This is a genomic window from Allobosea sp. 10L422 (assembly GCF_056395345.1).
This window is the reverse complement of record NZ_JBFTJI010000009.1, coordinates 101,055-114,426: the sequence shown is the minus strand read 5'-3', so window position 1 is coordinate 114,426 and position 13,372 is coordinate 101,055. Positions and strand designations below refer to the sequence as shown.

The window sequence follows — 13,372 nt, the reverse complement described above, 5'->3', positions numbered from 1 at the left end:
AAACCTGCAGCTCCTTCGAAATCCCATGCCAGCCTCGAAACCGCGCCGAAGGCACGGCGCGGATTGCCGATCACATATGGATCGGGCGCTTGTCGACGGCGAGCGCTGCTTCCTTCACCGCCTCGGCCAGCGTCGGATGCGCATGGCAGGTGCGGGCGAGATCCTCGGCCGAACCGCCGAACTCCATCAGTACCGTGACCTCGGCGATCAGGTCGCCGGCATGCGGGCCGATGATGTGGCAGCCGAGCACGCGGTCGGTCGCAGCGTCGGCCAGCACCTTCACGAAGCCGTCGGTGTGGCGGATGGCGCGGGCGCGGCCATTGGCCGTGAACGGGAACTTGCCGATCTTGTAGGCGACGCCGGCCGCCTTCAGCTCTTCCTCGGTCTTGCCGATCGCCGCCACTTCCGGCGCCGTGTAAACGATGCCGGGAATGGCGTCGTAATTCACATGGCCGTGCTTGCCGGCGATGATCTCGGCGACCGCGACGCCCTCATCCTCGGCCTTGTGCGCCAGCATCGGCCCGCGCACCACGTCGCCGATCGCGTAGATGCCCGCGACATTGGTCTTGAAGTGGTCGTCGATGACGACGCGGCCACGGTCCGTCGCGACACCGGCCTTGTCGAGGCCGAGGCCATCGGTGTTCGGACGGCGGCCGATCGAGACCAGCACGATATCGGCGTTGAGCGTCCTGGCCTCGCCGCCGGCGGCGGGCTCGACGGTGACGGTCGCGCCGCCCTTCTTGGCCACGTCGACCTTGGTGACCTTGGAGCCGAGCTGGAAGGTGAAGCCCTGCTTCTCCAGGATGCGCTGGAACTGCTTGGCGACCTCGCCGTCCATGCCCGGCAGGATGCGGTCGAGGAACTCGACCACCGTGACCTTGGCGCCGAGGCGGGCCCAGACCGAGCCGATCTCGAGGCCGATCACGCCGGCACCGACCACGACCAGCTCCTTCGGAACGGAAGCGATCTCAAGCGCGCCGGTCGAGGTGACCACCGTCTTCTCGTCGATCTCGACGCCCGGCAGCGGCGCCGACTCCGACCCCGTCGCGATGACGATGTTCTTGGTCTCCAGCTCCTGCGTCTTGCCGTCCTCGGCGGTGACGACGACCTTGCCGGCGGCCGGGATCGAGGCCGTGCCGTGGAAGGCGTCGATCTTGTTCTTCTTGAGCAGGAAACCGACGCCGTTGACGTTGGCGTCGACAGTCTCCTGCTTGTGGGCCATCATTGCCTTGAGATCGAGCTTCGGCGTGCCGACGACGACGCCGAGCTTCTCGAAGGTGTGGCCGGCTTCCTCGAACATCTCGGAGGCGTGCAGCAGCGCCTTGGACGGGATGCAGCCGACATTCAGGCAGGTGCCGCCATGCGTCTTGCGCTTCTCGACCACCGCGACCTTGAGGCCGAGCTGGGCGGCACGGATGGCACAGACATAGCCCCCGGGGCCGGTTCCAATGACGACGAGATCGTAGGCCATGACGTCCTTCCGCTGATCCGCTGAGAGGCCGCGAGCGAACGCCGCGGCGGATGGCGGCCGGAATACATCGGTTCCGCATCAAGCGCTACGTCATTCATGCGTCGACAGCATGTCGCGGCGCTTGTCGCGGCTCACCTATGAGCGCTTACTGCGCACAATCGCGACAAAAGGAAGAAACGCCATTCGCTGAAGCGCAATGCAGGTGAGCCCACTGGAGGAGCACGCCGTCATGTGGAATCAGGTCTATGATCCATTCGGCAACAGCGCCCTGTCGACGCTCGCAGCCGTGCTACCCGTCGCCGTTCTGCTCGGTCTCATCGCCTCCAACGCCGTCAAGGCGCATATCGCCGCCGTCATCGCGCTCATCGTCGCCAATCTCGTCGCGATCTTTATCTTCACCATGCCGGCCGGCATGTCCTTGCGCGCCACCGTGCTCGGCGCCGTCACCGGCTTTTTCCCGATCGGCTGGATCGTCCTCAACGTCATCTTCCTGTACCGTCTGACGGTAGAGACAGGCGCCTTCAAGACTTTGCAGACCACGATCGGCGGCGTCACCGACGACCGGCGCATCCAGCTCCTGCTGATCGCTTTCGCCTTCGGTGCCTTCTTCGAGGGCGCGTCCGGCTTCGGCACACCGGTCGCCGTCACCGGTGCGATCCTGATAGGGCTCGGCTTCTCGCCGCTGGCCGCGTCCGGCCTCTCGCTCATCGCCAACACGGCGCCCGTCGCCTACGGCGCGCTGGGTACGCCGATCCAGGGCCTGAGCCAGGTCACCGGCATCGATCCCTTCCTGCTCGGCGCCATGGTCGGGCGGCAGCTGCCGTTCTTCTCCATGCTGGTGCCGTTCTGGCTGATCTGCGTCTTCGCCGGCTGGCGCGGCATGCTGCAGATCTGGCCGGCAGTCCTCGTCACCGGCGTTTCCTTCGCAGTCCCGCAATTCCTGATCTCGAACTTCATCAATCCCTGGATCGTCGATATCGGCGCCTCGCTCATCTCGATGGCCTGCCTGATCGGTTTCCTGAAAATCTGGAAGCCAAGGGAGGTCTGGATCTCACCCAAATTGCGCGGCCACGACGTCTCCGACGACGGCAGCCTGACGCCGCCCGCCGCCGCGGCGAGGCCGAGCTCGTCGCAAGTCTGGATGGCGCTGATGCCCTGGATCATCGTCTGCGTGATCCTGCTGATCTGGGGCACGGGCTGGTTCAAGAACGCGGTCAATCCCTGGGCGACCTGGAACTACGCCGTTCCCGATCTGCACAACATGATCAACAAGGTCGCGCCCGTCGCGGCCAAACCGACGCCAGAAGGAGCCATCTTCTCCTTCACCTGGCTCTCCTATACCGGCTCGGGCATGCTGATCGCGGCGATCCTCTCCGGCTTCGCCATGGGCTTCGGCCCCGGCAGGATGATCTCGGTCTATGGCAAGACGATCCGGCTCTGCGCCTACTCGCTGATCACCATCGCCGCCATGCTGGCGATCGGCACGCTGACACGGCTCTCCGGCATAGACGCCACGCTCGGCCTCGCCTTCGCCGGAACGGGGGTGTTGTATCCCTTCTTCGGCACACTGCTCGGCTGGCTGGGCGTCGCGCTGACGGGCTCCGACACCGCCTCGAACGTGCTCTTCGGCAATCTCCAGAGGGTCACCTCGGAGCAGCTCGGCCTCTCGCCGATCCTGATGGGCGCCGCGAACTCCTCCGGCGGCGTGATGGGCAAGATGATCGACGCCCAATCGATCGTCGTCGCCTCCACGGCGACCGGCTGGTTCGGCCACGAGGGCGTCATCCTGCGCTTCGTCTTCTGGCACTCCATCGCGCTGGCGAGCCTGGTCGGCGGCTTCGTGATGCTGCAGGCCTATGTCCATCCCTTCTCGGCGATGGTCGTGAAATAGCGTCGCGGGGCGCAGCCGCCATCGCCGCCGCGCGCCGTCCGTTCAGCCCAACAGGCGAGACAGCATCATGACGAGACCGACGAACGAGGCGACCCAGACGAGGGTGCGCAGCACCGGGACGCCGGCAGCGTAGAGCGCGACATACACGACCCGCGCGGCGAGATAGATCCAGGCACCCGTCGCGGCGCTGCCGCCGGCCTTGCCCGTGATCGTGAGCGCGAGCGCCAGCGCGACGAAGGCTGGATAGGTTTCGAGCAGATTGTCGAGCGCCCGCTTGAGACGCCGCGAGACGATATTCGGTTCGCGCGGCTCGTCGCGCGGGCTGACCAGATAGCCCGGTCCGAGATCGGCCGAGGTGCCCGCCTGTAGAACGACTTGCACGAGCAGGAGCACCACGCTCCAGCCGAGAACGGTGATTTCAGTGGTCATGGGAAGTGCTGTCATGGCTCCCTCCAGCCTGGAGAAGAGGAGGATGACAGCTTGTCCGGCTGAGGCCAATCCGGCCGGCGAAGCAAAGGCTCGGTATCGGCTATAGCGGCGCGTTGAAGGCCCAGACATGGCCGAAGGGATCGCGCAGGCGGCCATAGCGGGCGCCCCAGAACACGTCGCTCGCCGGCATGAACACGTCGGCGCCGGCGGCCTCGGCTTTCGCGAGGGCAGCGTCGACATCAGCCGGCGCGGGCAGGTTGATGCTGATGGCGACGCCCGTGCCCTTCAGGCTCGTCGGCGCCGTGACATGGCCGCCGAATTCGGGGAACTCGTCATGCAGCATGATCTCGCCGCCAAACAGGGCGAGATTGGCATGCATCACCCTGACGCCGTCCTCGGCCAACGCCTTGAAGGTGCATTCGGCACCAAAAGCCTTCTCGTAGAAGGCGATCGCGTCAGCACCGCCCCTGACGCAAAGATGTGGCTGGATCGATGGAGGATTGGGTCCGAAAGCCATGTGCCGTCCCCTGCCCGGGCTGAACGATCAGATCAGATCGTACATCACAACGCATCACCCCAACGATCGATGCAGCCGCGCAAACCGTGACAGCCCCATTGGTACGAGGGCTGCGAGGCCAATGATGTCAGCATACACGATCTTCGTGATGGCGGGTCCATAGCCACCGACCATCAGCGCGATCACGATGAAGCTCGCCATGCTTGCCGCGGCAGCAAGTCCCACCGCACCGCGCAGCCCGGGACGGACCACCGCCGCAAGCAGCAGCAGGCCCAGAATCCCGAACAGAACCGCGCGATGTCGCAGCAGTATCTCAAGATCGGGCGAGGTGATCTCGAAACCATAGAGAGAGCGCAGCCAGTCGACACCGGCTGCGCCCATGACAGGTAGCAGATTGACGATCCCGGCCAGGGCAAGACCGCCGGAGACGAGCTTTGCCGGGATCATCATGTTGGCCGGTCTCAGAGATCCAGCACGAGGCGCGCCGGGTCTTCCAGGCCTTCCTTGACGCGGACGAGGAAGGTCACCGCTTCCTTGCCGTCGATGATGCGGTGGTCGTAGCTCACAGCCAGATACATCATCGGGCGGATCTCGATCTTGCCGCCCACGACGACCGGACGCTCCTGGATCTTGTGCATGCCCAGGATCGCCGATTGCGGCGCGTTCAGGATCGGAGTCGACATCAGCGAGCCGTAGACGCCGCCGTTCGAGATAGTGAAGGTGCCGCCCTGCATCTCCTCGATCTTGAGCTGGCCGTCGCGGGCCTTCTTGCCGAACTCGCCGATCTTCTTCTCGACACCGGCGATCGACAGCATGTCCGCATCGCGCACCACCGGAACCACCAGGCCCTTCTCGGTGCCGACCGCGACGCCGATGTGGTAGTAATTCTTGTAGATGATGTCGGTGCCGTCGATCTCGGCATTCACCGCCGGGATCTCCTTCAGCGCCTGGACGCAGGCCTTCACGAAGAAACCCATGAAGCCGAGCTTCACGCCGTGCTTCTTCTCGAACACGTCCTTGTACTGGTTGCGCAGCGCCATGACGTTGGTCATGTCGACCTCGTTGAAGGTCGTCAGCATCGCGGCGTTGGACTGTGCTTCCTTGAGGCGGCGCGCGATGGTCTGGCGCAGCTTCGTCATCTTGACGCGCTCTTCGCGCGAGGCGTCGTCCGGCGCCGACGGAGCGCGGACCTGAACCGGGGCGGGAGCCGCCGCAGGCGCAGCGCCGACGCCGGTCGCGATCGCTGCGAGCATGTCGCCCTTGGTGACGCGGCCATCCTTGCCCGAAGCCAGGACCGACGAGGCGTTGATGCCGCTCTCGGCGGCGAGGCGGGCCACAGCCGGGCCGGAATCCGCAGCCTTGGTCGCAGCCGCCTTCGGAGCCTCGGCGGCCGGTGCAGCGGCGGGCTTGGCCTCCGCCTTCGGAGCGGGCGCCGCAGCGGCGGCAGCGCCGCCATCGGCGATCGAGCCGAGCAGCGCGTTGACGCCGACCGTCTCGCCTTCCTTGGCGACGATCTCGCCGAGCACGCCGGCGGCCGGGGCATTGACCTCCAGCGTCACCTTGTCGGTTTCCAGCTCGACGAGAGGCTCGTCGGCCTTCACCGCCTCGCCCGGCTTCTTGAACCACTTGCCGATCGTGGCCTCGGAAACGGATTCGCCGAGGGTGGGTACGCGGATTTCGGTCGCCATGTCAGGCCTCTGTTGTCTCGTTCTCTGGCGGTCGGTTCGGCACCGGCTGAAGCCCGGGAGCGGCCTTCAGGCGCCGATGCGGCATCGAACCCGGTAACACCGAAGCGGTGTCGCCGGGGGTTGATCAGGCCGCGAAGGCCTCGTCGAGGAAAGCGTTGAGCTGCGCGGTGTGCTTCGACATCAGGCCGGTCGCGGTCGCGGCCGAGGCCGGGCGGCCGACATAGCGCGGCCGCTTCGACTTGGAGCCGGCATGGCCGAGGACCCATTCGAGATAGGGCTCGACGAAGGTCCAGGAGCCCATATTCTTCGGCTCCTCCTGACACCAGACCACGTCGGCGGCTTTGAAGCGTGCGAGCTCCTGCGCCAGCGTCTTCAGCGGGAACGGATAGAGCTGCTCGACGCGCATCAGATAGACGTCGTCGACACCCCGCTTCTCGCGCTCCTCCAGCAGATCGTAATAGACCTTGCCGGTGCAGAGCACGACTCGGCGGATCTTCGAGTCCTTGACCAGCTTGGTGGTCGACTTGCCGCGCTCGGCGTCATCATGCAGCACGCGGTGGAAGGTCGAGCCTTCGGCCAGTTCACCGAGGTCGGAGACGCAGCGCTTGTGGCGCAGCAGCGACTTCGGCGTCATCAGGATCAGCGGCTTGCGGAAGTCGCGCTTCAGCTGACGGCGCAGGATGTGGAAGTAGCTCGCCGGCGTCGAGCAGTTCGCGACCTGCATGTTGTCCTCGGCGCACATCTGCAGGAAGCGCTCGAGGCGGGCGGAGGAATGCTCCGGCCCCTGGCCCTCATAGCCATGCGGCAGCAGGCAGACGAGGCCGGACATGCGCAGCCACTTGCGCTCGCCCGAGGAGATGAACTGGTCGAACACCACCTGCGCACCATTGGCGAAGTCGCCGAACTGCGCCTCCCACATCGTCAGCGCGTTCGGCTCCGACAGGGTGTAGCCGTATTCGAAGCCGAGCACCGCCTCTTCCGAGAGCATCGAGTTGATGACCTCGTAGCGGGCCTGCTCCTCGCGGATATGGTTCAGCGAGGTGTGGCGCGCCTCGGTTTCCTGGTCGATCAGGACGGAGTGGCGCTGCGAGAAGGTGCCGCGCTCGCAATCCTGCCCGGAGAGGCGGACCGGGTTGCCGTCGAGCAGCAGCGAACCGAAGGCCAGCGCCTCGGCGGTCGCCCAGTCGATGCCCTCGCCCGCCTCGACCGCCTTCTTGCGGTTGTCGAGGAAGCGCTGGATCGTGCGATGCACGTTGAAGCCGGCCGGAACCGCCGTGATCTTCTCGGTGATCTCCTTGAGCACCGCCGCCGGCACGCCGGTGGCGCCGCGGCGCGGATCGTCCTCATCGGCGCGGATCGCCTTCATGCCGGCCCAGCGACCATCGAGCCAGTCGGCCTTGTTCGGCTTGAAGGCTTGCCCGGCGTCGAACTCGACCTCGAGCTTGGCCTTCCAGGCCGCGCGCATCTCGTCGAGCTCGCCGGCGTTGATGACGCCCTCGGCCTCGAGCTTGGCGGCGTAGAGTTCCAGCGTGGTCTTGTGACCGCGGATCTTGCGGTACATCAGCGGCTGGGTGAAGCCCGGCTCGTCGCCCTCGTTATGGCCGAAGCGGCGATAGCAGAACATGTCGATCACGACCGGCTTGTGGAATTTCTGCCGGAATTCGATCGCGACCTTGGCGGCGAAGACCACCGCTTCCGGGTCGTCGCCGTTCACATGGAAGACCGGCGCCTCGACCATCTTCGCCACATCCGACGGATAGGGCGAGGAGCGCGAATAGCGCGGATAGGTGGTGAAGCCGATCTGGTTGTTGATGATGAAGTGCAGCGAGCCGCCGGTGCGATGGCCCTTCAGGCCCGACAGACCCAGGCACTCCGCCACGACGCCCTGGCCGGCGAAGGCCGCGTCGCCATGGATCAGCAGCGGCAGCACCTTCGAACGCTCGACGATGTCGCCGAATTGATCCTGCTTGGCGCGCACCTTGCCGAGCACGACGGGGTCGACGATCTCGAGATGCGAAGGGTTGGCGGTCAGCGAGACATGGACGTTGTTGCCGTCGAACTCGCGGTCGCTGGAGGCACCGAGATGGTACTTCACGTCGCCCGAGCCCTCGACGTCATCAGGCGCGAAGGAACCGCCCTTGAACTCGTGGAAGAGCGCGCGGTGCGGCTTGCCGAGCACCTGGGTCAGCACGTTGAGGCGGCCGCGATGGGCCATGCCGAAGACGATGTCGCGCACGCCGAGCGCGCCGCCGCGCTTGATGATCTGCTCCAGCGCCGGAACGAGCGCCTCGCCGCCGTCGAGACCGAAGCGCTTGGTGCCGGTGAACTTGAGGTCGAGAAACTTCTCGAAACCCTCGGTCTCGACCAGCTTGTTGACGATCGCCTTCTTGCCTTCCTTGGTGAAGGCGATCTCCTTGTCCGGCCCCTCGATCCGCTCCTGCAGCCAGGCCTTCTGCTCAGGGTCGGAGATGTGCATGAACTCGATGCCGACCGTGCCGCAATAGGTCCGCTGCAGCACCGCGACCATCTCACGGACGGTGGCGAACTCCATGCCGAGGACGTTGTCGATGAAGATCTTGCGGTCGAGATCGGCCTCGCCGAAGCCGAAGGCGGTCGGCGACAGCTCTTCGCGATCGTTGCGGCTCTCGATGCCAAGCGGGTCGAGCTTGGCATGGAGATGGCCGCGCATGCGATAGGCGCGGATCAACATGATCGCGCGCACGGAATCGCGGGTCGCCTGCTGGACATCGGCCGGCGAGAGCACCGTTCCGGCGGCCTTTGCCTTGGCGCCGAGCTTGTCGGAGACGACCTTCTCGACCACGGCCCAGTTGCCGTCGAGCGCCGAGATCAGCTCGCCATTGGCGACGACCGGCCAGTTCGGCTTCTTCCAGGAGGCGCCCTTGGCGTTCTCCAGCACCGACTGCTTGTCGTCCTGCAGCGCGCCGAAGAAGCTCTGCCACTGCTCGTCGACCGACTTGGGGTCGGCCTCGTAGCGGGCGTAGAGGTCCTCGATATAGGCCGCGTTGCCGCCGTAGAGGAACCCGGTCTGTGCGAGAGCCTCGTTGATATCCTGGCGAGCCATGATGCTCCTGCCTTCCTTCACCGCTTGCGACATGTCCGAACCCTTGCCCGGACATCCATTAATTTGCCGTCATGGTCGGCCTTGAGCCGACCATCTCATGCCGTTTTGCCGTCGCCTCCTCCGGGACGAGATGGTCGGGTCAAGCCCGACCATGACGTGCGCCGGCGAGGGTCCAGGGGCTCAGCCCTTCAACACCTCGACCAAGGTCTTTCCAAGGCGCGCCGGGGAGGGCGACACCCGGATGCCGGCCGCTTCCATCGCCGCGATCTTGTCCTCGGCGCCGCCCTTGCCGCCCGAGATGATCGCGCCGGCATGACCCATGCGGCGGCCGGGAGGAGCCGTGCGGCCGGCGATGAAGCCGACCATCGGCTTCTTGCGGCCGCGCTTCGCCTCGTCCTTGATGAACTGGGCCGCGTCCTCTTCGGCCGAGCCACCGATCTCGCCAATCATGACGATCGACTCGGTCTTGTCGTCGGCCAGGAACATCTCGAGCATGTCGATGAACTCGGTGCCCTTGACCGGGTCGCCGCCGATGCCGACCGCGGTCGTCTGACCGAGGCCCTCGCGGGTGGTCTGGAACACCGCCTCATAGGTCAGCGTGCCCGACCGCGAGACGATGCCCACCGAGCCGGGCTTGAAGATGTTGGCCGGCATGATGCCGATCTTCGACTCGCCCGCCGTGACGACGCCCGGGCAGTTCGGCCCGATCAGCCGCGACTTCGAGCCCGAGAGCGAGCGCTTGACCTTGACCATGTCGAGCACCGGGATGCCCTCGGTGATGCAGATGATCAGCGGGATCTCGGCGTCGATCGCCTCGCAGATCGCGTCCGCGGCGCCCGGGGGCGGAACGTAGACGACGGAGGCGGTGGCGCCGGTCTTGTCGCGGGCCTCGGCGACCGTGTCGAAGACGGGCAGGCCGAGATGAACCGAGCCGCCCTTACCCGGCGAGGTGCCGCCGACCATCTGCGTGCCGTAGGCGATCGCCTGCTCGGAGTGGAAGGTCCCGTTCTTGCCGGTGAAGCCCTGGGTGATGACCTTGGTGTTCTTGTCGATCAGGATGGACATGTCTGCTCCTCAGGCCTTCTTGACCGCGGCGACGATCTTCTGCGCGGCGTCGTCGAGGTCATCAGCGGGAATGACGTTGAGGCCGGAGTCGCGGATGATCGTCTTGCCTTCCTCGACATTCGTGCCTTCGAGGCGCACGACCAGCGGAACCTGAAGGCCGACCGCCTTCACCGCGGCGATGACGCCGCGCGCGATGACGTCGCACTTCATGATGCCACCGAAGATGTTGACCAGGATGCCCTTCACCTTCGGATCGGCGGTGATGATCTTGAACGCCGCCGTCACCTTCTCTTCCGAGGCGCCGCCGCCAACGTCCAGGAAGTTCGCCGGGCTTTCCCCATAGAGCTGGATGATGTCGAGCGTCGCCATGGCGAGGCCGGCGCCGTTGACCATGCAGCCGATCGTGCCGTCGAGCGCGATATAGGCGAGGTCGTACTTCGAGGCCTCGATCTCCTTCTCATCCTCTTCCGTGATGTCGCGCAGGGCAACGATCTCGGGATGGCGGTAGAGCGAGTTGGAGTCGAACGAGATCTTGGCGTCGAGGCACTTGATCTGGCCCTGCGTCGTCACGATCAGCGGGTTGATCTCCAGCATGTCCATGTCCTTGGCGATGAACGCCGCATAGATCTGGCTGAGAACGGTGCCGGCCTGCTTGGCGAGGTCGCCGGAGAGGCCGAGGATGCGGGCCATGGAGCGGCCGTGATGCGGCATGATCCCGGTCGCGGGATCGACCGAGAAGGTCTCGATCTTCTCGGGCGTGTCATGAGCGACAGCCTCGATGTCCATGCCGCCTTCGGTCGAGATGACGAAGGCAACGCGCGAGGTCTCGCGGTCGACCAGCGCCGAGAGGTAGAACTCCTTCTCGATGTCCGAGCCGTCCTCGATATAGAGGCGGTTGACCTGCTTGCCGGTCTCGCCGGTCTGCGCGGTCACCAGCGTGTTGCCGAGCATTTCCTTGGCGTGGGACTCGACCTCTTCGACCGACTTGGCCAGGCGCACGCCGCCCTTGGCTTCGGCGGGCAGTTCCTTGAACTTGCCCTTGCCGCGGCCACCGGCGTGGATCTGCGACTTCACCACGTAAAGCGGCCCCGGCAGCTTCTTGGCGGCCTCGACCGCCTCCGCCACCGACAGTGCCGGGAAGCCGGCCGAAACGGGCGCGCCGAACTCCTTGAGGATGGCTTTGCCCTGGTATTCGTGGATATTCATCCGGTAGCTCCTGACTGGGCTTTGGAAAATGAAGGGCCGGAACCGGGCACCGTACCCCATCGGATCGAAGACGGCGAAACCCCGGCGCGAGCGCCTCTCGCGGCCGATTGCGTGGCCGAGGATTTCGATGATAGGACGGAACAATCAGACTGAAGATCTGACTGGAGGATCAACCTATGCCGATGTCGTATTCCTGCATCAACATCGATTCCGTTCGCTCCGCGCGCACCGAGCGAGAACCCTACAACTACTTGGTCGCCGGCAACGTCATCTTGCCGGGCGCTGTCGACAGCTTGCGCAGCGATTTCCCCGACATCCGTGAATCGGGCTACCATCCCGAGGAAGATCTCGACCGGCATGGCGCCTTCGCGAAACTCCTCGAAGAGATGAAGGGCCGGGAGATGTCCGAGATCGTCTCCGAGAAGCTCGACATCGACCTCGTCGACAAGCCGAAGATGATCACGATCCGCAAGGTCTCCGCCGCGAAGGATGGACGCATCCACACCGACAGCGAATCGAAGATCGCGACCCTGCTGGTCTACCTCAACGACGCCTGGCAGGACTCGCCCGCCGGACGCCTGCGGGTGCTCTACAACGGCACCGACTTCGAGAACATGAAGGAGGAGATCAGCCCGGTCACCGGCTCGCTCTTCGCGTTCCGTCGCGCGGACAACTCCTGGCACGGGCACACATCCTTCGTCGGCGAGCGGCGCGTCGTCCAGATGACCTGGCTCCGGAGCCAGGCCGACGTCGAGCGCAAGAAGAGCCGCGGCTCCTTCACCCACATGGTCAAGAAGGTGCTGCACCTCGGGTGACGGCCGCAGCCGTCCCCCGATAGTCTGCTGCCTATGTGCCTGCGCCCGGCGCATCGCTCGCCTTAGCCGGCCAGCGACGCGTCGACGCCCTTGCAGGCGTCGACCAGGCCCTGCACCGAGGCGACCGACTTCGCCAGCATCTCCTTCTCGGCGCCATTGAGGCGGATCTTCACGACCCGTTCGACACCCTTGGCGCCGATGACCACCGGCACGCCGACGAACATGTCCTTCACGCCGTACTGGCCCTTGAGATAGGCCGCGGCCGGCAGGACGCGCTTCTGATCCTTGAGGTAGCTCTCCGCCATCGCGATGGCGGAAGCCGCCGGCGCATAGAAGGCCGAGCCGGTCTTGAGCAGGTTGACGATCTCGCCGCCGCCCTTGCGGGTGCGCTCGACGATGGCGTCCAGCTTCTCCTGCGTCGTCCACTTCATCTTGACGAGGTCCGGCAGCGGGATGCCGGCGACGCCGGAGTAGCGGACCAGCGGCACCATGTCGTCGCCATGGCCGCCGAGCACGAAGGCCGAGACGTCCTTGACCGAAACCTGGAACTCCTCGGCGAGGAAGTGGCGGAAGCGGGCGGAGTCGAGCACGCCGGCCATGCCGCAGATCATGTTCGGCTTGATGCCCGAGAACTTCTGGAGCGCCCAGACCATGGCGTCGAGGGGGTTGGTGATGCAGATCACGAAGGCCTTCGGCGCGTACTGCTTGATGCCCTCGCCGACCGACTTCATCACCTTGAGGTTGATGCCGATCAGGTCGTCGCGGCTCATGCCGGGCTTGCGCGGCACGCCGGCGGTGACGATCACGACGTCGGCGCCCTTGATGTCCTCATAGGAGTTCGTGCCCTTGTAGCCGGCGTCGAAGCCGTCGACTGGAGCGGACTCGGCGATATCGAGGCCCTTGCCCTGCGGGATGCCCTCGGCGATGTCGAACAGGACGACGTCCCCCAGTTCCTTGAGGCCGGCGAGGTGGGCGAGCGTGCCACCGATCTGGCCGGAGCCGATGAGGGCGATCTTCTTACGGGCCATTGCCTAGTCCTTTTGTTTCTGGCGCTACCATCGAGACCGGCCGCTGCCGGCTTCGACATCCACAATGCCTTGGCTCTGCGACTGGCCGGCGGGCCGGCCGAAGCGTGCGTTCCTTTGGCCCAAACCGGGCTTTTGCCGCAACCCTTGCCCAAAAAGCGGCTTTTCTCGGGCATTGCAGGC

General features: G+C 65.5%; 11 protein-coding genes. 2 read left to right on the top strand and 9 right to left on the bottom strand.

Translation table 11 applies throughout. The annotated features are described in order from the left end of the window. Window positions 1-70: 70 nt before the first annotated feature. Complete coding sequence (gene lpdA / locus AC1DEZ_RS18295; protein WP_476780293.1) at window positions 71-1,471, bottom strand: dihydrolipoyl dehydrogenase; 1,401 nt, start codon at window positions 1,469-1,471, stop codon at window positions 71-73. A gap of 229 nt (window positions 1,472-1,700) precedes the next feature. Between lpdA and AC1DEZ_RS18290 the strand changes: the two genes are divergently transcribed. Beyond that, window positions 1,701-3,362, top strand: coding sequence for an L-lactate permease (locus AC1DEZ_RS18290; protein ID WP_476780292.1), 1,662 nt, complete (start codon window positions 1,701-1,703; stop codon window positions 3,360-3,362). Between the two features lie 42 nt (window positions 3,363-3,404). On the opposite strand, the gene AC1DEZ_RS18285 is transcribed toward AC1DEZ_RS18290, so the two are convergent. The 7 genes from AC1DEZ_RS18285 to sucC form a co-directional block, all read right to left on the bottom strand. Then, the gene (locus AC1DEZ_RS18285; protein ID WP_476780291.1) at window positions 3,405-3,806 is read right to left on the bottom strand and encodes an MAPEG family protein; all 402 of its coding nucleotides are present in this window, start codon (window positions 3,804-3,806) and stop codon (window positions 3,405-3,407) included. 85 nt (window positions 3,807-3,891) lie between these two features. After that, entirely contained in the window at window positions 3,892-4,308 is a 417-nt protein-coding gene (locus tag AC1DEZ_RS18280; RefSeq protein WP_476780290.1) for a VOC family protein, read from the bottom strand. Between the two features lie 54 nt (window positions 4,309-4,362). Beyond that, window positions 4,363-4,758, bottom strand: a complete 396-nt coding sequence (locus AC1DEZ_RS18275) for a hypothetical protein (protein WP_476780289.1) — start codon at window positions 4,756-4,758, stop codon at window positions 4,363-4,365. An 11-nt stretch (window positions 4,759-4,769) separates the two neighbouring features. After that, window positions 4,770-5,996, bottom strand: a complete 1,227-nt coding sequence (gene odhB / locus AC1DEZ_RS18270; RefSeq protein ID WP_476780288.1) for a 2-oxoglutarate dehydrogenase complex dihydrolipoyllysine-residue succinyltransferase — start codon at window positions 5,994-5,996, stop codon at window positions 4,770-4,772. A gap of 124 nt (window positions 5,997-6,120) precedes the next feature. Then, complete coding sequence (locus tag AC1DEZ_RS18265) at window positions 6,121-9,078, bottom strand: 2-oxoglutarate dehydrogenase E1 component (RefSeq protein WP_441510359.1); 2,958 nt, start codon at window positions 9,076-9,078, stop codon at window positions 6,121-6,123. Between the two features lie 180 nt (window positions 9,079-9,258). Next, window positions 9,259-10,143: a succinate--CoA ligase subunit alpha gene (gene sucD / locus AC1DEZ_RS18260; protein ID WP_441510360.1), complete on the bottom strand. Its 885-nt coding sequence runs from the start codon at window positions 10,141-10,143 to the stop codon at window positions 9,259-9,261. A gap of 9 nt (window positions 10,144-10,152) precedes the next feature. After that, the gene (gene sucC, locus AC1DEZ_RS18255) at window positions 10,153-11,349 is read right to left on the bottom strand and encodes an ADP-forming succinate--CoA ligase subunit beta (protein ID WP_476780287.1); all 1,197 of its coding nucleotides are present in this window, start codon (window positions 11,347-11,349) and stop codon (window positions 10,153-10,155) included. Between the two features lie 176 nt (window positions 11,350-11,525). Between sucC and AC1DEZ_RS18250 the strand changes: the two genes are divergently transcribed. Further along, entirely contained in the window at window positions 11,526-12,164 is a 639-nt protein-coding gene (locus AC1DEZ_RS18250; RefSeq protein WP_441510362.1) for a 2OG-Fe(II) oxygenase, read from the top strand. 62 nt (window positions 12,165-12,226) lie between these two features. Here AC1DEZ_RS18250 and mdh read toward each other — a convergent pair whose 3' ends face one another. Beyond that, window positions 12,227-13,192 carry a malate dehydrogenase gene (gene mdh / locus AC1DEZ_RS18245; protein WP_441472987.1) on the bottom strand — a complete coding sequence of 322 codons (966 nt, stop codon included), beginning with the start codon at window positions 13,190-13,192 and terminating at the stop codon, window positions 12,227-12,229. Window positions 13,193-13,372 lie beyond the last annotated feature (180 nt).

Bases quoted from the DNA above. Each gene is read 5' to 3' on its own strand.
- lpdA (WP_476780293.1), bottom strand. From the start codon at position 1,471: ATGGCCTACGATCTCGTCGTCATTGGAACCGGCCCCGGGGGCTATGTC.
- AC1DEZ_RS18290 (WP_476780292.1), top strand. From the start codon at position 1,701: ATGTGGAATCAGGTCTATGATCCATTCGGCAACAGCGCCCTGTCGACG.
- AC1DEZ_RS18285 (WP_476780291.1), bottom strand. From the start codon at position 3,806: ATGACAGCACTTCCCATGACCACTGAAATCACCGTTCTCGGCTGGAGC.
- AC1DEZ_RS18280 (WP_476780290.1), bottom strand. From the start codon at position 4,308: ATGGCTTTCGGACCCAATCCTCCATCGATCCAGCCACATCTTTGCGTC.
- AC1DEZ_RS18275 (WP_476780289.1), bottom strand. From the start codon at position 4,758: ATGATGATCCCGGCAAAGCTCGTCTCCGGCGGTCTTGCCCTGGCCGGG.
- odhB (WP_476780288.1), bottom strand. From the start codon at position 5,996: ATGGCGACCGAAATCCGCGTACCCACCCTCGGCGAATCCGTTTCCGAG.
- AC1DEZ_RS18265 (WP_441510359.1), bottom strand. From the start codon at position 9,078: ATGGCTCGCCAGGATATCAACGAGGCTCTCGCACAGACCGGGTTCCTC.
- sucD (WP_441510360.1), bottom strand. From the start codon at position 10,143: ATGTCCATCCTGATCGACAAGAACACCAAGGTCATCACCCAGGGCTTC.
- sucC (WP_476780287.1), bottom strand. From the start codon at position 11,349: ATGAATATCCACGAATACCAGGGCAAAGCCATCCTCAAGGAGTTCGGC.
- AC1DEZ_RS18250 (WP_441510362.1), top strand. From the start codon at position 11,526: ATGCCGATGTCGTATTCCTGCATCAACATCGATTCCGTTCGCTCCGCG.
- mdh (WP_441472987.1), bottom strand. From the start codon at position 13,192: ATGGCCCGTAAGAAGATCGCCCTCATCGGCTCCGGCCAGATCGGTGGC.